Source organism: Kocuria oceani, from assembly GCF_029524215.1.
Classification (GTDB): Bacteria; Actinomycetota; Actinomycetes; order Actinomycetales; family Micrococcaceae; genus Kocuria; species Kocuria oceani.
On the sequence record NZ_JARAMH010000009.1, the window covers coordinates 161,648 to 182,144 of the forward strand.

The window sequence follows — 20,497 nt, forward strand, 5'->3', positions numbered from 1 at the left end:
AGCCCCCGGCGCGGTCGCCCGGGCCCCCGGGCCGGGACGGCGGCCCAGGTCAGGGCACGGAGCAGGTGCCGTTGGGGGTGAGCTCCTCGGCGGGCACCCGGGGGAGCGCGGCCGGGACCGGGACGGCCATGGCGACCCCCGGGCCCACGGCCGCGCCGCGCGGCAGCGCCTCGGCCTGCCGGGCCCCGCGGTCGGTGGCCTCCTCCAGCACCTGGGCGAGGTCCTCGTGCAGCCGGTCGTAGTCCGGGTAGGTCGGGAAGGACGGGTCGTAGTAGGGCGGGCCGGCGGCGAACTGCACCAGCTCGTGCTCCTTGGCCTTCAGGGCCACGTCCACGAACGAGCCGATCTGGCTCTGCGGGATGTCGGTCTCGACGACCTGCGTGCCGGACTCCGCGAGGTCCTGGAACCGGGCGAGGACGTTGACGGGGTTCAGCTGCTTGAGCATCGCGGCCTGCACGCAGCGCTGGCGGGCCTGCCGGTCGTAGTCGGTGGCCCCCTCGCGGGACCGGGCGTACCAGAGGGCGTGGTAGCCGTCCAGGTGCTGGACGCCCGGCTCGATGTAGCCGAAGATCTCGTTCGGCAGGCCGGTGACCAGGTCGGTGCCGCCGCCGATCGGCACGCGCCCGCCGACGTCGATGGTGATCCCGCCGAGGGCGTCCACGAGCTGCTCGAAGCCGTTCATCTCGACGATCGCGTAGGCCTGGACCTCGATGCCGAGCACCCCCGACGCGGCGTCCTTCATGGCCTCGGCGCCGGGGTCCGCGGCGTCCGGGTACAGCTCGGCGTGGTTGTTCGTGACGTCGGTGTAGAGGGCGTTGAGGATGCACTCGTCGCCGCAGTCGAAGCCCTCGGGGTAGACCTCGGCCAGCGGGGAGTCCTCGGGGAAGGGGGCGTTCTGCAGATTGCGGGGCAGGGAGATGGTCACGGTCCGCCCGGAGTCGGCGTCCACGCTGAGCACCGTCATCGAGTCGGGGCGGCGGCCCGAGCGGTCCTCCCCGGAGTCGGTGCCCATGAGCAGGATGTTGTAGCGCCCGTCCGCGGGCCGGAAGGGCAGTCCGCCCCCGAAGACGTCCGAGACCGCCCCGCGGGTCACGGACAGCAGATAGGCGGAGTAGGCCAGCCCGCCCGAGGTGACGAGCATGAGCGCCACGGTGGCGGCGGCCACCGCCCGGCGGGTGCGCTGCGCGAGCAGTCCGGGCCGGATCAGGCGCAGCGTGTCGAAGAAGAGGAACGCCCACCCCAGGGCCAGGCCCAGCAGCACGGCGATCAGCAGCAGGGACGTCAGCGAGTTGGTCAGGAACCAGATCAGAGGAGTCCGCCACAGCAGGAGACTCACGAGGGCCAGGGCCAGGGCCGCCCAGACGACCACGTCGGCCTTCAGGGCGGCGCGCCCCGTCGCCCGCCGGCCCGCGACGAGCTGGGCGCTGCCGGGAACCACGAGCGTGGACAGGAGCAGCGTCCAGGCGCGCCGGGCGCGCGTGCCCTCCCCGGCGTGCTGCGGGTGGCGCAGCGGGTCCGTGAGCCGCGGCGGGGACGCGGCGTCGTCGTCGCCCCGCCGCACGGCGGTGACGGCGTCCTCGGGCGTCGCGCCGGAGCCGGGTCCCGGATCAGGTCGGCGGTGCGGCGGACGGGGGTCCGGCTCGGCGCGGGGGGTGTGGCCGTTCACGGGCAGCTCCGGCGGGGAAGGGCGGGTGGGGAAGGGCGGGGCGGCGGGCTCAGGCGCCGAGGCGCGAGCGCAGGGCGGCGCCCTTGTCCTGGGCGGTCTGCCGCAGCTCGGAGGCGAAGTGCACCAGCTGCTCGCGCAGCTGCGCGGCCCGGTCGTCCGCGCCCGCGGCGAGGATGCGCGCCGCGAGCAGCCCGGCGTTGCGGGCCCCGCCGATGGACACGGTGGCCACCGGCACGCCGGCGGGCATCTGCACGATCGACAGCAGCGAGTCCATGCCGTCGAGCGTCCGCAGGGGGACGGGCACCCCGATCACGGGCAGCGGGGTCACGGAGGCGAGCATGCCGGGCAGGTGGGCGGCGCCCCCGGCCCCGGCGATGAGCACGCGCAGGCCGCGGTCGTGGGCGCGCCGGCCGTAGTCGATCATCTCGGCGGGCATCCGGTGGGCGGAGACGACGTCGACCTCGTAGGCGATGCCGAACTCGTCCAGGGCGGTGGCCGCGGCCTCCATCACGGGCCAGTCGGAGTCCGACCCCATCACCACGCCCACGACGGGCTGCTGCTTCTCGTTCACTGGCACTCCTGGACTGCTGGGGTGGTGCGCGGCGCAACCGCACTCCGGTCTGGGGCTACGGTAGCCGTCCCGGCTGGACGGACCGTGAGGGGCACGCTGGTCAGGCGCGGCCGTCGCGCAGCACGGCCGCGGCGCGGGACGCCCGGCGGCGCAGCTCCGGGATCTCGTCCGCCGCGCCCGTGATGTTCACGTGGCCGATCTTGCGTCCGGGCCGCACCGCCTTGCCGTAGTTGTGGATCTTGGCGCGGGGCTCGGCGCTCATCGCGTCCCGGTAGGCGCCGAAGAGGTCCTGGTTGGCCCCGCCCAGGTAGTTCTTCATCACCGCGGACCCGCCGATCAGCCCGGTCTCCCCGAGGGGGAGGTCGAGCACCGCGCGCAGGTGCTGCTCGAACTGGCTGGTCACGGACCCGTCCATCGTCCAGTGCCCGGAGTTGTGCGGGCGCATGGCCAGCTCGTTGACGAGGAACCCGGGGCCGCGGCCGGGGCTCTCGAACAGCTCCACCGCCAGCACGCCCGTGACCCCGAGCTCGGTGGCCAGGGTCAGGGCGGCGTGGGCGGCGGCGGCGGCCACCGCGGGCTGCAGGTCCGGGGCGGGGGCGAGCACCTCGTCGCAGACGCCGGCCACCTGGATGGACTCCACGACCGGCCAGGCACGCACCTCGCCGGAGGGCGTGCGGGCCACGAGGGCCGAGAGCTCGCGGGAGAACGGCACCTTCTCCTCGGCCAGCAGCGGTCCGTCCGTGCGCGCGAACCACTGCGCCGGCTCCTCGCCACGGGCGTCGGCGGCGGTGTCCAGCACCATGACGCCCTTGCCGTCGTAGCCCCCGCGCGGGGTCTTGAGCACCACGGGCCAGCCGGCCTCTTCGCCGAAGGCCACGAGCTCGTCGGCGTCGGCCACCGCCGCCCACCGGGGGTTGGGCAGGCCCAGGCGCTGCACGGCCTCGCGCATCCGCAGCTTGTCCTGGGCGTGCACCAGGGCGTCCGGCCCGGGGCGGACGGCGACGCCCTCCGCGAGCAGGGCGTGCAGGTGCTCGGTGGGCACGTGCTCGTGGTCGAAGGTCAGCACGTCCACGTCCGCGGCGAACCGGCGCAGCGCCTCGAGGTCGGTGTAGTCGCCGACCGGGGCGGTGGGCACGGCGGCGACGGCCGAGACGTCGGGGCCCTCGGCGAGCACGCGCAGCTCGATGCCCAGGGCGGTGGCGGAGGGCGCCATCATGCGGGCGAGCTGCCCGCCTCCGACGACGCCGACGACAGGTGCGGTTCCAGAAGCTCTCACCCGACCAGCGTATCCCGGCCCGGAGGGACCGCCCGGCGGGCCGTCCCCTGCCCGTCACCTGACCGTCCCCCGGCTGTCGCCGGGCCCGTAACAGGGCGCCCACGCCCAGGGAGCGCGCAGGAGGGGCGGGGTAGGATGTCCCGAGGTCCGCCGCGGGGGCTTGCCCGCGTCCGTCGACCGCTGCGCCGGCCGGCGCCCACCGACCCACCACCTGGGAGACCTGAAGCCGCGTGAACCGTCTCGTCGACCGTTTCGATGCCCTGTGGCACCTGTTCGTCAAGGAACTCATGAAGTTCGGAGTCGTCGGGGCGCTCGCCTTCGTCATCAACGCGTCGCTCACCTGGGTGCTGATGCACACCTGGTTCCAGGACGGTCACCTCAAGGCCAAGTTCGTCGCCACCGCCGTCGCGATTCTCTTCGCCTGGGTCGCGAACCGCCTCTGGACCTTCCGGCACAAGCGCCAGTCAGACAAGCGCCGCGAGCTGGTGCAGTTTCTCGTGGCCAACGGCATCGGCATGGCCATCGAGCTGGGCTGCCTCGGCTTCAGCTACTACGTGCTGGGCCTCACGAGCGCCTACGCGTCCTTCGTCTCCGGCACGATCATCGGCACCATCCTCGGCACGATCTTCCGGTACTTCGCCTACCGTTTCTGGGTCTTCACCGAGGAGCTCGACGAGGACCCGAACTTCGCCGACACCGCGGCCCTCGAGATCGCGCTGATCACCGGTGCCGCCCCCGCGGGCGGCACCGAGCACCCGCGGCGGGGAACCGCCGAGCAGGCGCCGCGGGAGACCGCCGAGCACACGCCCCGGGAGAGTGCTGCGCACCCCGGCCGGGACGCCCACGAGGGCGCGGGCCCGGCCGAGGGCCGCTGAGCGGAGCGGATCAGAACGCCACGGCGTTCTCGGCCGCCAGCACGGACGCCCAGGACGGGTCGGTGCCGTCCGCCGGCCGGTCCGTGACGACCACCGCCCGGCCACCGGCCAGCACGCCCAGGACGCGCAGCAGGTGCTCCGCGTCCATCCGCCGTCCGGGCACGTGCACCGCCGCGGCCCCGCCCCACGCCTGCTCCCGGCCGGACACGCGCGCGGCGGCGTCCGGCAGCAGCGCCCCGTGGCTCAGGGGCCCGTCATCGCCCGCCGCCCACAGGGCCGGCCCGTCCGGGTCCGGCTCCTCGAAGCCCTCGTACACGTCCGCGTGGGACCGCACCTCGGCGCAGTAGTCCAGCGCGTCCCCCTCGGGCAGCTCCCCCCGGTACCCGAGCGAGAGCGCCGGGCGGTCCAGCACCACCGCCCGCGCCCCGGAGGGCACCCGCCCGAGCAGGGCGGGAAGCGCACCCCGGGCGTCCACGAGTCCCGCCACGGCCCGGTCACCGGGCTCCGGGGCACCTCCGGACGGGTCGACCGGCCGCAGCCCGGCGCCCATGGTCCACGTGCCCAGGGCCACGGCGAGGCCGCGCCAGTGCACCTCGTCGCCCAGGGCGACGACGTCGCCCGCCTGCAGGTCCAGCTCGTCCACCCACAGGTTCGCCGTCTTGGCCGCCCAGTTGTCCAGCACCCGGCCGGAGAGCTCCACGCGCTCGCCGTCCTGCCCGTACCAGATGAGGGCGGGGTGGCTGCTCCGGCGGAGCTTGTCCACCAAGCGGGGGACAGAGGTGGGGGTAGGGATGTCCAAGGGCTCCTCCTGAGGGATGCGGGGCCGCCGGAGGCCGTCCCGAGGCATATGCGTCGGCGTGCATTCTTCGCTTTTCCGGGTGCCTCACGCCAAACCGGGCGTGACCTGGAAAAACGTCTACTCCCAAAGGAAATCTGGGCCGATATGGTTCCAAGGGTCCCTCCGGCGAGAGGGTTGACGCAGTAGTAGTTACACACGTGTAATGAGGAAGTCCGGCAGGCGATCACCAAAGATACGTTCTCCGGGATGCAACGAACTGGTACCCCCGCAGTATGCCAGTCCGGGGCCAACGTGTCGGATGGAAGGAAAGTCATGGGAGAGGCCGCACGCCAGCAGCTCGTCGATTCCACCCCCCTCAGCACCTCGCGGCGCAGCGTGCGCTCGGTGCCCGAGGACTGGTTCGTGGATCCGGCCGACCCTCGGGCCGCAGAGCGCCACGTCCGCCGCGCCGGCGGCAGCCTGGAGGAGCAGGCCACCGCCTACCTCGCCGCGCACGACACCGTGCAGAACCTCTCGGGGGACGCGGCCGGCCCGGTCGTGGACCTGCTCGAGACCCCGGTCGCCGACGGCGGCCTGGACTGGGGCTCGGTCGCCGGGCTGTACGCGGTGGAGGAGGACGAGGGCGAGCTCGCCTGGCAGACCGACGCCCTGTGCGCCCAGACGGACCCGGAGGCGTTCTTCCCGGAGAAGGGCGGATCCACCCGTGACGCCAAGCGCGTCTGCGAGGCGTGCCCGGTGCAGAGCGCGTGCCTGGACTACGCCATGAGCAAGGACGAGAAGTTCGGCATCTGGGGCGGGCTGTCCGAACGGGAGCGCCGCCGCCTGCGCCGGCTGACGCGCTGAGGTAGTTTCGTGCGATGAGCTCCTCCGGCAGTGCCACCCGACGTTGCTCCCGCCAGACCTGCACGCGGGACGCGGTCACGACCCTCACCTACGTGTACTCGGACTCGACCGCCGTCGTGGGACCGCTGGCCGGCCACGCCGAGCCCCACGCCTACGACCTGTGCGCGGTGCACTCCGACCGGCTCACGGTGCCGCGCGGCTGGCAGGTGGTGCGCCTGGAGCTGCCGGAGGACCGGGCACGCCGCGAGGACATCGGTGCCGTGGCCGAGGCGGTCCGCGAACCGGAGCCGCCCGCGGCCGTCCGGGAGCGTCCCCGGGCGGTGCTGCGCGACGTGTCCCTGCCCCGCTCCGCCGCACCCCGGGACGCGCTCCCGGACCGTCCGGTCCCGGAGCGCCGGCTCCCGGAGCCGCTCCCGCGCGACGTCCCGATGCCCGACAGCCTGCGGCGGCCGCACCTGCGGCGGCCCACGGGGCACGGCGGCGCGGCGGTGCCCGAGGTCTGAGCGGCGCGGCGGTGCCCGAGGTCTGAGCGGCGCGGCGGTGCCCGAGGTCTGAGCGGCGCGGCGGTGCCCGAGGTCTGAGCGGCGCGGCGGTGCCCGAGGTCTGAGCGGCGCGGCGGTGGCCGAGACCTGAGCGGCGCGGCGGTGGCCGAGACCTGAGCGGCGCGGCGGCGCCCGAGGCCCGAGCGGCGTGGCGGCGCCCGAGGCCCGAGCGGCGCGGCGTCCGGCGGAATCCTCCGCACGCCGGTGCCCCCGCCCTAGGATGAGCCGCAGACCGTGCCTGTCCGGCACGGAGGCTCTTCCCCCCGGAGCACCAGGAGACCCCATGACTGTCCCTGCAACGACGCAGCCGACGCACGCCGTCCCGGCCGAGAACCCCTATGCGCACGGCCCCGCGCGCCGTCCCGAGAGCGGCGGCGGTCACCGTGCCGCTCCCTGGGCGGCCCCCGTCCCCGCCCCCGAGCCGACGCCCCCGGCGACGACCGTCCTGGACCCGGGACTGGCCGCGATCCTGCGCTGCCCCCTGACGGGCGGGACGCTGATCCCCGTGGACGCGGACCGCTTGATGAGCGACCGTCCGTTCCGGGACGGCGTGCACCCGGTCTATCCGATCCGCAACGGGATCGCCTGCCTGTGCCCCGACAGCTGAGCGCTCGGGACCGGCGCACGCCCGCGGGCACCCTCCGCCCGGGATCCTCCCCTCGACGCCGACCGGGGTCACGAAGCCGTTAACATTCGTACCCGCGGGGTGGCCGAGTAGGTCGTGCACGGGTCGGTGTGCCTATCGTGGGGCCCGTCCCCGAGCGCTTCCCCCCGTCCCCTCGAGGTGTCCCCACGATGTCCCTGTCCTCCCGTCCCCACCGCGCGCCCCGCGCCGTCCCGGCCCGCCGCCTGCTCGCGCTGGCCACGGCGACGGCGGTGCTCGCCACCGGCTGCGCGCACGCCGCTGGGGCCCACTCCGGTGAGCCTGCGCCCACCGTCGCGTCCTCCACCGGGTCGGCGGCGACCTCGGCCCCGAGCGCGACGCCGGCCATCACGGGGCCGGCCACCACGGGGCCGACCGCCACGGAACCGGCCACCACGGCGCCGGCGGGCCCGCAGCCGGCCGGCGTCGTGGTCACGCCCGCGGACGCCGCCGTGGAGCACAATCCCGTGGACCCGGTCGTGGTGCGCACCGGCGTTGGCGAACTGGGCGAAGTGGTGCTCGTGCCCGCCGCCGGTGGGGTGCCCGTGCCCGGGGAGCGCTCCGCGGACGGGCGCACGTGGACCAGCACGGACATGCTGGCCTTCGACACCGCGTACGTGCTGCACTGGACCGCCGCGGCCGGCGGCACCACGAGCACGGGCACGAGCACCTTCAGCACCGTCTCGGCGGCCCAGGAGGTCGACGCGCGGGTCAACGTGGCCGAGGGCGGGGTCTACGGCACCGGGCAGATCCTGCAGTTCACCTTCTCGGAGCCCGTCCGGCACCGCGACGAGGTCGAGCGGGCGATCACCGTGCGCGGCGGCGGGGACCGGGCCGGGGCCTTCCGCTGGTACTCCGACACCGTGCTGCGCTACCGGCCCGCGGACACCTGGGAGCCGCACTCCGAGGTGACCGTCTCCCTGGACCTGCTGGGCCTGGACGTGGGCGGCGGGATGATCGGCAACCACGACCTGCGCCGCAGCTTCTCGATCGGCGCCGAGCACTACGCCCGCGTCGACGACGCGACGAAGACGCTGACGGCCTACGTCGACGGCGAGGTCGCCGGGACGTTCCCCGTCACCCTCGGCAACCCCGACTGGCCCTCCACCACGGGCCGGAAGGTCATCATGGAGCAGGCCCCCAGCTACCTGTTCAAGGCCTCCTCGCTGAGCCTGCAGCCCGGCGACCCGCACTGGTACGAGACCTTCTGGGCCTCCAACGTGTCCCGGCTGACGGCCAGCGGCGAGTTCGTGCACCAGGCCCTGCCCTCGGCGATGCCCGTCCTGGGCGAGGCCAACGTCTCGCACGGGTGCGTGGGCATGTCCGCCGAGGGCGCGAAGTTCGTCCACGACGTCTTCCGCCCCGGCGACATCGTGGAGGTCGTCGGCACCGGATATCCGCAGGCCGACCCCGACGACGGCTACGGGGACTGGAACATCCCGCTGGAGCACTACGCCGACGAGTCGTGGCAGGGCAAGTGGTGAGGCGCCGCCGCTGAGGTCCCCGGTGGGTAGGATCGGGACCGACCGGCGCGGTCCCGCCCGCGCCGAGCCCCTGAGCACCCCCGACCGAAGGACCCGCCCGTGCCCTCCTCCAGCAACGACAAGGCCCCCTGGCAGCAGGCCGGCTCCGCCGCGGCGGACGCCCGGCGCGGCGAGGACCCGGTGTGGACGGGGCTGCTGCCCGCCGTCCCGCCCGCGGACCCCGCGCCGGAGCCCGGCCGCGACGGCGCACCCGCGCGCGAGAGCGGAGCCGAGCCTGCGGAGGGCAGCGCGGCGGCCGGCGGGTCCGGGAGGGCTCCGGGCGGCTCCCGCGCCGTCGGGGCCGTCGACGTCGGGGAGGACGACGAACCGGACGCGGAGGCCCGCCGCCGGGCCGCCCTGCGCCGCGACGCGCTGGCCGACGAGCCCCGGTTCCCGCGCCTGCAGCAGGTCTTCCTGGCCCTGCTGCTGCCGCTGGCGCTGCTGGCGGCGGCGGTGCGCACGGTGGCCACGCCGCTGTTCCTGTGGGCGGAGTACCACCGGCCCGGCTTTCCCGCGGACCGCTACGGCTTCTCCACGGACGAGCGGATGGTCTACGGGTCCTACGGCCTGGACTACGTCCTGAACTGGGCGCCGCCCGAGTTCCTCGGCGGGCTCGTGGGCGCGGGCGGGGGCCGGCTGTTCCTGGGCTCGGAGGTCGCGCACATGACGGACGTGAAGATCGTCCTGCAGAGCGCCCTCGCCGCGGTCGCCGTCCTGGCCGTGCTCGGCCTCGTCTCCTCCCTGTACCTGCGGGCCAAGGCGCCGGGGGCGGCCTCGGGCGCCCTGTTCTTCGGTTCGTGGCTGACCGTGGTGCTGCTGGTGCTGCTGGCCGTGGCGGCGGTGCTGGGCTGGCAGCAGTTCTTCGCCCTGTTCCACTCGCTGTTCTTCGCGGAGGGCTCCTGGACCTTCCGGGTCTCCGACACCCTGATCCGGCTCTATCCCACCCAGTTCTGGATGGATGCCGCGATCACGGTGGGCGCGCTGACCCTGCTGGGCGCCCTCGCCGTGATGGCCGCGACGTGGCCCACCGCGTTCCGCCGGCACCGGGCCCTCGACCGGGTGCGCCGGCGCCAGGAGCTCAAGCGACGGCTCGCCGGACGCTGACCGGGGCGGCCCCGGACCGACGACCCGGACCCGGGCGGCCCGGGTCCGGGCGGCTCAGATCCAGGCGGCGAACCACATCCGTTCCCGCCACTGCCCGTAGGGGACCGTCTCGGCGTACCAGACCGGGGCGAAGTGGGCGCTCAGCAGCAGCGCCGCGGCCGTGAACACCCCCACCACCAGGAGGCCTGCCCGCCGGCGGCGCACGGAGTCCTCCGGCCGGCCCAGCACCAGCCCCAGCATCCCGGCGAGCATCAGCATCAGGAACGGCTGCACCGGCAGCGCGTAGAAGTAGTACATGGTCCGCTCCGGATACAGGTACCAGGGCAGGTACCCGGCGGCGAACACGCCGAGCAGCGCCCCCCAGCGCCAGTCCCGCCGCACCGCCCACAGCCACGCCGCCACCAGCACGGCGGCGATCCCCGTCCACCACAGCAGCGGGTTGCCGATGTTGAGGATGGCCTGGGAGCAGTTCTCCACGGCGCATCCGGCCGCACCCTGCTCGGGGGCCTCGTAGAAGTAGGAGGTGGGCCGTCCCAGGGTCAGCCACAGCCACGGCAGCGCCTCGTAGGAGTGCTCGGTGCCCAGGCCGCTGTGGAAGCCGTAGGCGGAGGAGTGGTATGCCCACAGCGAGCGCAGGGGGGCGGGCAGCCACAGCACGCCCTCGCCCGGGTGCTCCTGCGCCCACCGGCGGTCGTAGGCGCCGGTCGAGGCGAGCCAGCCCGTCCACGTGAGCACGTAGACCACCGCGCCCGTGCCGACCACCGCCAGGAACGCCGGCACGCCGTCCTTGAGCACCGCGGCCGGGAACCAGTGCCGGATCCCGGCCGTGCGGCGGGCGTTGAGGTCCCAGAGCACCGTGAGCACACCGAGGCCGGCGACCAGGAACAGGGCGCTCCACTTCACGCCGACCGCCAGTCCGCAGGCCGCGCCCGCGGCGATCCGCCACCAGCGCACCCCCAGCCACGGCCCCCACGCGAGGCGGCGGGCCAGCTGCGCCTCGGGCACCCGCCGGTCCGGGGGCACCCCCAGCCGGGCGACCAGGCGGCGGCGGCCGTCCCGGCGGTCCAGCAGGAGCAGGACGAAGGCGAGCAGGACGAAGAACATCAGGAAGACGTCCAGCATCGCCAGCCGCGACTGCACCAGGTGCAGCCCGTCCACGGCGGTGAAGAGCCCCGCGAGCGTGGCCACCGTGAGCGAGCGGAAGAGCAGCCACCCGGCGGCGCACACCAGCGCGATCGACAGCGTGCCGAACAGCGCCGAGGAGAAGCGCCACCCCACGGGGTCCTCGGCGCCGACCAGCCACATCCCCCCGGCGATGAGCCACTTGCCGACCGGCGGGTGGACCACGTAGGACGGGCCGCTCAGGGCCTCCGGCGGCGTGCCCGCCACGAACAGCTCGTCCGCGCCCTCCGGCCACTGCCGCTCGTAGCCGTAGCGCAGCAGGGAGTAGGAGTCCTTCACGTAGTAGGTCTCGTCGAAGACGATCGCGTCCGGGTGGGAGAGACCGTGGAAGCGCAGCACCCCTCCCAGCACCACGACGAGCAGCGGTGCCAGCCAGGCCAGGCGGGGCACCGCCGCGGCGGGCGGCAGCAGCCGTGCCCGCAGGGCGTCCGGGGCGAGGGACCGGCGCAGCGTGGTCACCGGTTCCCCGGCCCGGGTCACCGGGCCGCGGGCTGGGGCGCGCACCGAGGAACTCACGGAAGTCATCGTAGGGGACGGGCCCCCGCCCGCCCCGGACGTCCGCGGGGGAGGGGAGTGCCCCCGGGCCGGGCCGTAGAGTGGACCCGTGCACACCGAACCCCACGACGACGCCCCGACCGCCGCCCCCGCCGACCCGGCCGGCGGCACCGCGGGCCCCGGGCGGGTCGTGCTGGCGGGCACCCCGATCGGCAACCTGGGGGACGCCCCGCCCCGGCTGCGGGAGGCCCTGGAGACCGCGGACGTGCTCGCCGTCGAGGACACCCGCAGGCTGCGTCGGCTCACCGCCGGCCTCGGCGTCACCACCCGCGGGCGGGTGCTGACCCACCACGAGCACAACGAGGCCGGGCGGGTCGCCGAGCTGCTCGACGCCGTGCGCGCCGGGGCCACCGTGCTGGTCCTGTCCGACGCCGGGATGCCCACCGTCTCCGACCCGGGCTACCGGCTGGCCGAGGCCGCCGCGGCGGAGGGCCTGACCGTGACCGCCGTGCCCGGTCCCTCGGCGGTGCTCACGGCCCTGGCCGTGTCCGGCCTGCCCACCGACCGGTTCACGTTCGAGGGCTTCCTGCCGCGCAAGTCCTCCGAGCGGGCCGCCCGCCTCGCCGAGCTCGTCGGCGAGCGCCGCACCATGGTCTTCTACGAGGCCCCGCACCGGCTCGCGGTCATGCTCACCGCGCTGCAGGAGGCGTTCGGGCCCGGGCGCCGGGCGGTCGTCGCCCGGGAGCTCACCAAGCTGCACGAGGAGGTCGTGCGGGGCTCCCTCACCGAGCTCCTCGACTGGTGCGCCGAGGGCCAGGTGCGCGGGGAGATCGCCGTCGTCGTCGCCGGTGCCCCGGCCCCCGAGGCGGCCCGCCCCGAGGACCTCGTGGCCGAGGTCGAGGCCCTCGTGACCGGGGGCGCCCGGTTGAAGGACGCCGCCGGGGAGGTCGCCGCGCGCTCCGGCGTGGGCAAGCGGGAGCTCTACGAGACGGTGCTGGCCGCCCGCAAGGGCTGAGTGCGGCGCCTCACCGCCGGGCCCGCCCAGGGTGCGCCCGAGTTGACCCGGTGGTGCCTGCACCGACACGGCGCGGAAACACGGTCCGCCCAGAATCGAGGGCAGCCGGGTCCCCGGCACCTCCCGTCCTTCCCCGTATCGGAGCCACGCCATGTCCTACGTGCATCCCTCGGACTTCGTCACGAAGATGATCGACGCCGGTGAGGCGAAGGTCTTCATGTCCACCCGGGACACCCTGATCCGGGCGTTCATGGCCGGTGCCATCCTCGCCCTGGCCGCGGCGTTCGCCGTGACCGTCACCGTGCAGACCGGTCAGGCGGTGGTCGGGGCGCTGCTCTTCCCGGTGGGCTTCTGCCTGCTGTACCTGCTCGGCTTCGACCTGCTGACCGGGGTGTTCACCCTGGTGCCCCTGGCCCTGATCGACAAGCGCCCCGGCGTCACGGTGCGCTCGATGCTGCGCAACTGGGGGCTCGTCTTCCTCGGCAACTTCGCCGGGGCGTTCACCGTGGCCGTCATGATGGCGATCATCTTCACCTACGGCTTCTCCACCGCGCCCAACGAGGTCGGGCAGGCCATCGGCTCGATCGGGGAGGGCCGCACGGTCGGCTACGCCGACTACGGCGCCGCCGGGATGCTGACCCTGTTCGTCCGGGCCGTGCTGTGCAACTGGATGGTCTCCACCGGTGTGGTCGCCGCGATGATGTCCACGAGCGTCTCCGGCAAGGTGATCGCCATGTGGATGCCCATCCTGCTGTTCTTCTACATGGGCTTCGAGCACTCGATCGTCAACATGTTCCTGTTCCCCTCGGGCCTGATCCTCGGCGGCGACTTCTCCGTCATGGACTACCTCGTGTGGAACGAGATCCCCACCGTGCTCGGCAACCTCGTGGGCGGGCTGACCTTCGTGGGGCTCACCCTCTACGCCACCCACGCCCGGACGGGCCTCACCCGGCCCCGCCCGGTGGCGCAGGACGTGCCCGTCGCCGCGGAGTGACCCGCCGCCTGCCGCACCGACCGCCCTTCCGCCGTTCCGAGGAGCACCAATGACTTCCATCATGACCAGATCCGACGCCGCCGAGCTCGTGGTCGCCGCCAGGCTGCGGCGCGACCTGTCCTGGCACGAGATCGCCGAGCGGATCGGCGCCGCACCGGTGTGGACCACCGCCGCGCTGCTCGGGCAGCACCCGCTGAGCGCGGACCAGGCCGGCCAGGTCTGCGAGCTCCTCGGGCTGGACGGGACGGTGGCCGAGAGCCTGCAGCGGCAGCCGTCCCGGGGCGCCGACCCGGAACGCATGGCCGATCCCACGATCTACCGCTTCACCGAGGCCCTGGCCGTCTACGGACCGGCCCTCAAGGAGCTCATCCACGAGGAGTTCGGGGACGGGATCATGAGCGCGATCAACTTCCGGGTCGACGTCTCCCGGCGCCCGGACCCCGACGGCGACCGCGTGGTGGTCACCTTCGACGGGAAGTTCCTCGACTACAGGTGGTGAGCTCGTCCCTCCCACTCCCACGCTCATGCCCACTCCCGGCTTCCCGTAGAGCCCGAGGTGATCTCTCTCGAGCGCCGAGTCCCCCATGAGCTCGCAATCCCCCCGGTCTGATCGGGGGGATCTGCGAGCTCGTGGGGGACTCGGCGGGTTGGGGGTTCCGGTGTGGGGGACTCGGCGGGTTGGGGCTCAGATGTGAGGGGACTCGGCGGGTCTGCTGTTCGGGTGTGGGGGACTCGGCGGGGCGGGGGAAGGAGCCGGGGCGGAAGGAGGCATGCGGGGCGGTCAGTGCCGGTGACGCCAGGTGGGCGGCAGCCAGCGGGCCCGGCGGGCACCCGGGCCTCCACGCCCGGCCAGCGCGGCACGCACCGCGGCGAGGTCCTCGGGATCGGCCTCGGGTGACCACGGCGCCGCTGCCGGCGCGTAGAGGGCGCGCTCCACGTCCCGTCCCAGCCGGCCCAGCGCGGCGCCGGCCGTGGGCACGGTCGCCGCGATCCGCTCCACGAAGGCCCGTGGGGTCTCCGCGGCGGCCCGGCCCAGGCCGTGGTCGGCCGCGAGGTCCTCGAACTCCGCCCAGCCCGCCGTCGCACGGGCTACCGCCGGGGCGCCGGCGTCCCCGAGCAGGCGCATCCGCCGCCTGCGCCGCCGGTCCCGCAGCAGACGGGGGAGGGCGGCGAGCAGGACGAGCAGCGTCGCGGCCAGTCCGCCGGTGAGCCACAGCAGCCGGCCGGCCGGTCCGGCATCGGGCTCGGCGGCGGTGGCCGCGGGAGGCTCCGGCGTCGGCACGGCCGTGGGCGCGGCCGAGGGCGCGCCGCTCTCCTCGGGCCCGGCCGTGCTCGCCGGGGTGGGGGTGTCCTCCGGCGCGGCGGTCGGCTCGGTCGAGCCCTCTCCCTCCGCCGGCCCCTCGTCCTCGTCGGTGGCGCCCTCGGCGGCGTAGCCGGGCACGTCCCAGGTGCCGGGGGTCGGCTCGAAGCGCACCCAGCCGGTGCCCTCGAACCACAGCTCCGGCCAGGCGTGGGCGTCGCGCGGCAGGACGGTGAAGGTGTCCCCGAAAGTGCCCTCGGCCGCGGTGGGCGACGGCAGGTAGCCCACCGCCACGCGGGCCGGGATGCCCAGCTCGCGGGCCATGACGGCCATCGCCGGGGCGAAGTGCCCGGCGTAGCCCGTGCGGGTGGCGAGGAACTGCTCGAGCGCGGCCATGCCGCCGGCGTCGTAGCCCTGGGCGGCCGGGGCGTTCGCGTCGTAGCGGAACTCCTCCGAGCGCAGCCACTCCTGCAGTGCCAGCGCCTGGTCGAAGGCGGTCGGGGCGTCCCCGGCCCGTTCCCGCGCGGCCTCGCGCAGGGCCGCCGGGGTGTCCTCGGGCAGCTCGAGGAACGGGGCGAGCTCCGCGGTCCGCGCCGGGGCCGGTGCCCCGCGCAGCTGCGCGGACGTCGGCTCGGCCGCCACCGCCCGCGCCTCGTAGGCGGTGCCCTCGGGCGGGACGCCGTCACCGTGCACGGTGCGGTGCTGAGGGCTCACGGCCCAGTCGCCCTCGTCGAGCCCCGTCACGCCGACCGGCGCCCAGGGCAGGGGCAGCCAGCGCTCGGACCAGTCCCGCAGCTGCACGGAGGCGCTGCGCTCGGCGGCGGCCGGTCCCGCGGCGTCCGCGCCGAGGGCGTCGAGACCCGGCTCCAGGCCGGTGCCGTCCGGGAACCACTCGGCCCCGGTGAAGTCGTCGAGCACGAGCACCCGCAGGAGCTCGGGCTCTCCGGTGCTCGTGCGGTACTCCAGGCGCGGCCGCTGCTCCGCCGAGCGCAGGTCCTGCCCCACGGCCCGCAGCGGCCCCACCCCGGGGGCGCGGTCCCCGCCCGGTCCGCTGCCCTGGGGGAACGCGCCGTTGACGAAGCCCGGCACCACACCGGGCACGAGCAGGGTCACGGCCAGCACCCCGGCGACCACCACCAGGGCCCGGGCCCAGGTGCCGGGGGCGGCGGCGGTGCGGGCCTCGCGGACCGCGCCGAAGCGGCGGGCCCCGGCGAGCAGCACCAGGGCGGCGAGCACGGCCGCCGCGGTCCCGGCCAGCCCGACGCTCTCGGGCAGGACCAGGGCGGGCAGCACCAGCGGGGCCAGCACGCCCAGTGCGCTGGCCCCGGGCAGGCGCAGCACCACGAGCACCGTGTCCACGAACAGGGTCACGAGGCCCGAGGCGAGGGCGGCGACGAACGCGAGCGCCGTCGTGTCCGGGTACGGGGCAGGTCGTCCCGCCGCGATCCCGGCGGCCTCCCGTCCGAGCTCCCCGGCCAGGGCGAGGCTGCCGGGGGTCGGGACGAAGCCCAGCAGCGCGGGCTCGCGCAGGAACACCACCGTGAGCACCAGCGCCAGGGCGCCCGCCCCGAACAGGGGCGCGAGCACGGACAGGCCCAGCACCCGTGACGTCGCGGTGGCGGCCAGCACCGCGAGCGCGGCCAGCAGGCAGCCGGGGACCCAGCTCCCGCCGTCGAGGACCGCAGCCGGTCCTACGAAGGACAGCGCGACGGCCAGCAGCACCGTGACGGACAGGCCGAGCACGGCGGCCACGGAGCGCCGGGGTGCCGGGGGCACGCCGGGGGCGGCGGAGTCGCGCACGGGGGAGCGCACGGGGGCGGCGGTCACCGCAGCGCTCCGGCCGTGCGGGACCCGGTGCCCAGATGCGCCCAGGCCTCCTCCGGGACCGTGGCCGCGGTGACGACGACGACGGACCAGCCCGCCGCCTCGAGGGCCGCCGCACCGCCCGGAACCCGGTCGGCGTCGGCGGCCACCAGCACCGCGCTGCCGGCGCCCGCCCGGTGCGTGCCGTGCAGGATCCGCTGCGCACCCGCCCGGTCGAGGTCGCCGGAGACCAGCAGCACCGGATGGACCAGGCCGTCGCGGTCGAACCGGTCCGCGAGTCCGTCCTCGGCGCCGGGCCAGGCGCCGGCCCGATCGCCGGGACCGGCGCCGGTCCCGGCACCCGGATCGGCACCGGGTTCGGCACCGGGTTCGGCACCGGGCGCGGAGACCGGGTCCGCGCTGCCGCTGCCGCCGACGGTCCCGTCGATCCCGCGGCTGTCGCCGGGGCGAGCCTCTCCGCCGCGGCCGCTGTCGGTGCCGGCCATTCCGCTGCCGCTGCTGCCGTCGATGCCGCGACTGCCGCCGCAGTGGCCCGCTCCGCGGCGGCCGCTGTCGGCGCCGGCGGTGACGTCCGGCACCGGCAGGGGCCGGACCCGGGCCAGTCCGTGCCGGGCGTCCTCGGCGGCGTCGTCGTCGATCGCGGTCACGCGCCCGCGGACCGCGGCGTCGTCGTCCTCCCCGCCCCGGGGCAGGGGACGGCCCCGGGTGTCCAGGGCGTGCACGGCGGTCTCCCGCTGCGTCAGGTGCTCGAGCACCGCGGCGGTGAAGGACACGGCCCACTCGAACTCGGCCGTGCTGGGCAGCACCCCGGCCCACTGCCGCTCACCGGGCCACGCCGTGTCGTCGAGGTCCAGGAGCAGGCTGAGACGGCGGGTGCTGCGGGGGTCCTCCTGGCGCACCATGAGGGTGCCCTGCCGGGCCGAGGCGGCCCAGTGCACCCGGCGCACGGGGTCCCCGTGCCGGTACTCGCGCACGGTCACGTTGTCGGGACCGGGCTGGGGCTGCGTGGTGCGGGCCGGGTCGGTGCCGGACTCCCGCAGCCGGTCGGCGCGGATCTCGGGCAGCTCCACGGGATCCGGGGCGACGTGCAGGGAGGTGCGCTCGGAGGCGTCGAGCAGCTCGGTGGCCAGCCCGAACGGATCGGCGACCCGCACCGTGGCCGGGCCCAGCGCGTACACCCCGCGCCGGCGCGGCCGGACGGTGTAGGCGGCCGCCTCCCCGCCGGGCTGCACGCTCAGCTCCCGGTCCCCGCCGAGGGGCTCCGGCACCCGCTCGAGCACGGCCACGGCGCCCGCGGCGCTGCCGGCGCGCCGGGACCGGTGCCGGACCCGCAGCCGCACCACGGCCGAGTCCCCGGCCGTGACCAGGGCCGGGTCCACCCCGCGCTTGAGCAGCACCCGGGGCTTGACCACGTACAGGGACAGGGCGGCGAACAGCGGGGCCCCGCCCAGGAACAGCGCGAGCGCCAGCACGTCCTTGCGGCCCAGCCAGGTGGCCAGCAGCAGGCACAGCGCCCCGGTCCCGAGGAACGCCCAGCCGCGGCCGGTGAACCGCGCGCGGGAGTCCACGGGCTGCTCCGCCCGCTCGCCGTCCTCCGTCCGCAGGGTCTCCGGCCGGCGGCTCATCGGGACCGTGAGGCCGGCTCGGCCGGGACGCGGACCTCGTCCAGGACCGCCCGCACCAGCTCCTCCGCGGAGTCGGTGCCGGCGCGGCGGTCCAGGATCAGCCGGTGCGCCAGGACGGGCACCGCGATCGCGCGGACGTCGTCGGGCAGGACGTACTCCCGTCCGGCGAGCGCGGCCTCCGCCCGGGCGGTGGCCTGGAGCTGGAGCAGCGCCCGGGGGCTCGCGCCCAACCGGATCTGCGGATGCGAGCGGGTGGCCTGGCCGAGCGCCACCACGTAGGCGCGCACGGCGTCCGAGACGTGGATCCCGCGCACGTGGGCGACCAGGCGGGCGGCCTCTTCGAGCGGGACGACCGGGCGCAGGCCCTCCAGCGGGGAGCCGCCGCCGTGGTCGGACAGCATCGACATCTCCGCGGCGGTGTCCGGGTAGCCCATCGAGATCCGGGCGGTGAAACGGTCCCGCTGCGCCTCCGGCAGCGGGAAGGTCCCGTCCATCTCCACCGGGTTCTGCGTGGCGACCACCATGAAGGGGGAGGACAGCCGGTAGGTGGTGCCGTCCGCGGTGACCTGCCCCTCCGCCATGCACTCGAGCAGCGCGGACTGGGTCTTGGCCGAGGCCCGGTTGATCTCGTCGCCGATGACCACGTTGGCGAACACCGGGCCGGGCTTGAACTCGAACTCCCGCCGGGCCTGGTCGTAGACCGCCACCCCGGTGATGTCCGTGGGCAGCAGGTCCGGGGTGAACTGGATGCGCGCCACCGACCCGCCGATCGCCGAGGCCAGCGTGCGGGCCAGCATGGTCTTGCCCACCCCCGGGACGTCCTCCACGAGCAGGTGGCCCCCGGCCAGCAGCACGCTCAGGGCGGTGCGGGCCGCCTCGGGCTTGCCCTCGATCACCGTGTTGATCCGGTCCAGGACCGCCTGCGTGTACTGGGGGAAGGACTCCATGGGCTCCTCGGCTTCCTGCTCGGGCGTCTGCTCCCAGTATGTCTGTCCGGCCCCAGCTCGTAGATTGGTCGGTGCCCGCGTGTTTCCCGCCCCGTTCCCCGAGTTCCCGAGGTGCCGCCCGTGACCGACCCCAACACCACCCTCCTCACCGCATCCCTGTGGCCGGATCCGGCGTCCCGGCCCGAACCCGCCCCCGGCGCGACCCCCGCCGCCTACGCGCCCGAGCACTACGCCGTGCCCGAGGACGCCCCCGCCGGGGAGGGCACCAGGCGCCGTTCCGCCCAGGGCGACGACGGGCGCCGCCGCAACCTCGCCTACCCGCCGGCGCCGGAGCCGCTGCCGCACCCGGTGGTCGACAACCACACCCACCTGGACCTGCAGGACGGCCGGGTCCAGGTCTCGGTGCGCGACGCCGCGGACGCCGCCGCGCTCGCCGGGGTGGGCGGGCTCGTGCAGGTCGGCTGCGACGTCCCGTCCTCCCGCTTCGCCGTGGCCGCCGCCCAGGCCGACCCCCGGGTCCTCGCCGCGGTGGCCCTGCACCCCAACGAGGCGCCGAAGCTGGCCGCCGCCGGCGTCCTCGACGAGGCGCTGGCGGAGATCCGCGCCCTGGGGGAGCACGACCGGGTGCGGGCCTTCGGGGAGACCGGCCTCGACTACTACCGCACTGAGGGGGAGGGCCGGGAGCACCAGAAGCGCTCCTTCCGGGAGCACATCCGCTTCGCCCGGGAGACCGGCAAGGCGCTGCAGATCCACGACCGGGATGCCCACGCCGACGTCGTCGCCGTCCTGCTGGAGGAGGGCGCTCCGGAGCGCACCGTCTTCCACTGCTTCTCCGGGGACGCGGAGCTCGCCCGGACCTGCAACGAGCACGGCTGGTACATGTCCTTCTCGGGCACCGTGACCTTCAAGAACAGCCACGACCTCAAGGCCGCGCTGCGCATTGCCCGGCCGGAGCTGGTGCTCACCGAGACCGACGCCCCGTTCCTCACCCCGCACCCGTACCGGGGCCGGCCCAACGCCAGCTACGTGGTCAACTACACGGTGCGCGGCATGGCCGAGATCCTGGAGCAGGAGCTGGAGCCGCTGTGCGAGCGGATCTGGTCGAACACCACCGAGGCCTACGGCCCCTTCTGACCCCTTACTTGGGCGCCGGCCCCCACTTGCGCGCCGAGCCCCCTCTGCGTGCCGATCCCCCTCCCCCTTCCGCGCCGAGCCCCCCACCTGCGCGCCGAGCCCCCCACCTGCGCGCCGAGCCCCCCATGAGTTCGCAGTT

At 75.4% G+C, this 20,497-nt stretch carries 18 protein-coding genes; 10 read left to right on the forward strand and 8 right to left on the reverse strand.

Features of this window, described 5'->3' with window-relative positions:
• Positions 1-49: 49 nt before the first annotated feature.
• From PU704_RS12075 to PU704_RS12085, 3 genes are all read right to left on the reverse strand, one after another.
• Complete coding sequence (locus PU704_RS12075; protein WP_277551520.1) at positions 50-1,666, reverse strand: LCP family protein; 1,617 nt, start codon at positions 1,664-1,666, stop codon at positions 50-52.
• 49 nt (positions 1,667-1,715) lie between these two features.
• Positions 1,716-2,201, reverse strand: a complete 486-nt coding sequence (purE, locus tag PU704_RS12080) for a 5-(carboxyamino)imidazole ribonucleotide mutase (protein ID WP_047804116.1) — start codon at positions 2,199-2,201, stop codon at positions 1,716-1,718.
• Between the two features lie 136 nt (positions 2,202-2,337).
• Positions 2,338-3,453 carry a 5-(carboxyamino)imidazole ribonucleotide synthase gene (locus PU704_RS12085; RefSeq protein WP_047804083.1) on the reverse strand — a complete coding sequence of 372 codons (1,116 nt, stop codon included), beginning with the start codon at positions 3,451-3,453 and terminating at the stop codon, positions 2,338-2,340.
• A 290-nt stretch (positions 3,454-3,743) separates the two neighbouring features.
• Between PU704_RS12085 and PU704_RS12090 the strand changes: the two genes are divergently transcribed.
• Positions 3,744-4,388, forward strand: a complete 645-nt coding sequence (locus PU704_RS12090; RefSeq protein WP_277551521.1) for a GtrA family protein — start codon at positions 3,744-3,746, stop codon at positions 4,386-4,388.
• A 10-nt stretch (positions 4,389-4,398) separates the two neighbouring features.
• On the opposite strand, the gene PU704_RS12095 is transcribed toward PU704_RS12090, so the two are convergent.
• Positions 4,399-5,187 (reverse strand): TIGR03089 family protein, encoded by a 789-nt coding sequence (locus PU704_RS12095; protein ID WP_139318664.1) that lies wholly within the window; start codon positions 5,185-5,187, stop codon positions 4,399-4,401.
• A gap of 312 nt (positions 5,188-5,499) precedes the next feature.
• On the opposite strand from PU704_RS12095, the gene PU704_RS12100 reads away from it, so the two are divergent.
• The 5 genes from PU704_RS12100 to PU704_RS12120 all read left to right on the forward strand — a co-directional run bounded on the left by PU704_RS12100 (position 5,500) and on the right by PU704_RS12120 (position 9,842).
• Positions 5,500-6,030, forward strand: coding sequence for a WhiB family transcriptional regulator (locus PU704_RS12100; protein ID WP_053004980.1), 531 nt, complete (start codon positions 5,500-5,502; stop codon positions 6,028-6,030).
• A gap of 14 nt (positions 6,031-6,044) precedes the next feature.
• Positions 6,045-6,533 carry a DUF3499 family protein gene (locus PU704_RS12105; RefSeq protein WP_047804085.1) on the forward strand — a complete coding sequence of 163 codons (489 nt, stop codon included), beginning with the start codon at positions 6,045-6,047 and terminating at the stop codon, positions 6,531-6,533.
• A gap of 322 nt (positions 6,534-6,855) precedes the next feature.
• Positions 6,856-7,179: a hypothetical protein gene (locus tag PU704_RS12110; protein WP_277551522.1), complete on the forward strand. Its 324-nt coding sequence runs from the start codon at positions 6,856-6,858 to the stop codon at positions 7,177-7,179.
• 188 nt (positions 7,180-7,367) lie between these two features.
• Positions 7,368-8,699, forward strand: a complete 1,332-nt coding sequence (locus tag PU704_RS12115; RefSeq protein ID WP_277551523.1) for a L,D-transpeptidase — start codon at positions 7,368-7,370, stop codon at positions 8,697-8,699.
• 99 nt (positions 8,700-8,798) lie between these two features.
• Positions 8,799-9,842, forward strand: a complete 1,044-nt coding sequence (locus PU704_RS12120; protein WP_277551524.1) for a TIGR01906 family membrane protein — start codon at positions 8,799-8,801, stop codon at positions 9,840-9,842.
• A gap of 54 nt (positions 9,843-9,896) precedes the next feature.
• Here the strand turns inward: PU704_RS12120 and PU704_RS12125 are convergent, their stop codons facing one another.
• Positions 9,897-11,549, reverse strand: a complete 1,653-nt coding sequence (locus tag PU704_RS12125) for a dolichyl-phosphate-mannose--protein mannosyltransferase (RefSeq protein ID WP_277551525.1) — start codon at positions 11,547-11,549, stop codon at positions 9,897-9,899.
• Positions 11,550-11,628: 79 nt separating this feature from the next.
• On the opposite strand from PU704_RS12125, the gene rsmI reads away from it, so the two are divergent.
• The 3 genes from rsmI (at position 11,629) to cynS (ending at position 14,027) form a co-directional block, all read left to right on the forward strand.
• Positions 11,629-12,534 carry a 16S rRNA (cytidine(1402)-2'-O)-methyltransferase gene (gene rsmI, locus PU704_RS12130; RefSeq protein ID WP_277551527.1) on the forward strand — a complete coding sequence of 302 codons (906 nt, stop codon included), beginning with the start codon at positions 11,629-11,631 and terminating at the stop codon, positions 12,532-12,534.
• Between the two features lie 151 nt (positions 12,535-12,685).
• Positions 12,686-13,528, forward strand: coding sequence for a formate/nitrite transporter family protein (locus PU704_RS12135; RefSeq protein WP_047804089.1), 843 nt, complete (start codon positions 12,686-12,688; stop codon positions 13,526-13,528).
• 61 nt (positions 13,529-13,589) lie between these two features.
• Positions 13,590-14,027, forward strand: a complete 438-nt coding sequence (gene cynS, locus PU704_RS12140; protein WP_277551528.1) for a cyanase — start codon at positions 13,590-13,592, stop codon at positions 14,025-14,027.
• 282 nt (positions 14,028-14,309) lie between these two features.
• On the opposite strand, the gene PU704_RS12145 is transcribed toward cynS, so the two are convergent.
• From PU704_RS12145 to PU704_RS12155, 3 genes are read right to left on the reverse strand one after another with little or no spacing between them, the layout of a single operon-like run.
• Entirely contained in the window at positions 14,310-16,655 is a 2,346-nt protein-coding gene (locus tag PU704_RS12145) for a transglutaminase TgpA family protein (RefSeq protein WP_277551529.1), read from the reverse strand.
• Positions 16,652-18,277, reverse strand: coding sequence for a DUF58 domain-containing protein (locus tag PU704_RS12150; protein ID WP_277551530.1), 1,626 nt, complete (start codon positions 18,275-18,277; stop codon positions 16,652-16,654). The genes PU704_RS12145 and PU704_RS12150 overlap by 4 nt, the downstream gene beginning before the upstream one ends.
• Entirely contained in the window at positions 18,274-19,224 is a 951-nt protein-coding gene (locus PU704_RS12155) for an AAA family ATPase (RefSeq protein WP_047804092.1), read from the reverse strand. Before PU704_RS12155 ends, PU704_RS12150 begins: the two co-directional genes overlap by 4 nt.
• A 120-nt stretch (positions 19,225-19,344) precedes the next feature.
• On the opposite strand from PU704_RS12155, the gene PU704_RS12160 reads away from it, so the two are divergent.
• The gene (locus PU704_RS12160; RefSeq protein WP_277551531.1) at positions 19,345-20,358 is read left to right on the forward strand and encodes a TatD family hydrolase; all 1,014 of its coding nucleotides are present in this window, start codon (positions 19,345-19,347) and stop codon (positions 20,356-20,358) included.
• The last annotated feature ends 139 nt before the right edge of the window (positions 20,359-20,497 follow it).

Excerpts from the sequence above, each read along its gene's own strand:
- purE (WP_047804116.1), bottom strand. The coding sequence starts at position 2,201 with ATGGGGTCGGACTCCGACTGGCCCGTGATGGAGGCCGCGGCCACCGCC.
- PU704_RS12085 (WP_047804083.1), bottom strand. The coding sequence starts at position 3,453 with ATGATGGCGCCCTCCGCCACCGCCCTGGGCATCGAGCTGCGCGTGCTC.
- PU704_RS12100 (WP_053004980.1), top strand. The coding sequence starts at position 5,500 with ATGGGAGAGGCCGCACGCCAGCAGCTCGTCGATTCCACCCCCCTCAGC.
- PU704_RS12105 (WP_047804085.1), top strand. The coding sequence starts at position 6,045 with ATGAGCTCCTCCGGCAGTGCCACCCGACGTTGCTCCCGCCAGACCTGC.
- PU704_RS12110 (WP_277551522.1), top strand. The coding sequence starts at position 6,856 with ATGACTGTCCCTGCAACGACGCAGCCGACGCACGCCGTCCCGGCCGAG.
- PU704_RS12115 (WP_277551523.1), top strand. The coding sequence starts at position 7,368 with ATGTCCCTGTCCTCCCGTCCCCACCGCGCGCCCCGCGCCGTCCCGGCC.
- PU704_RS12125 (WP_277551525.1), bottom strand. The coding sequence starts at position 11,549 with ATGACTTCCGTGAGTTCCTCGGTGCGCGCCCCAGCCCGCGGCCCGGTG.
- PU704_RS12135 (WP_047804089.1), top strand. The coding sequence starts at position 12,686 with ATGTCCTACGTGCATCCCTCGGACTTCGTCACGAAGATGATCGACGCC.
- cynS (WP_277551528.1), top strand. The coding sequence starts at position 13,590 with ATGACCAGATCCGACGCCGCCGAGCTCGTGGTCGCCGCCAGGCTGCGG.
- PU704_RS12150 (WP_277551530.1), bottom strand. The coding sequence starts at position 18,277 with ATGAGCCGCCGGCCGGAGACCCTGCGGACGGAGGACGGCGAGCGGGCG.
- PU704_RS12155 (WP_047804092.1), bottom strand. The coding sequence starts at position 19,224 with ATGGAGTCCTTCCCCCAGTACACGCAGGCGGTCCTGGACCGGATCAAC.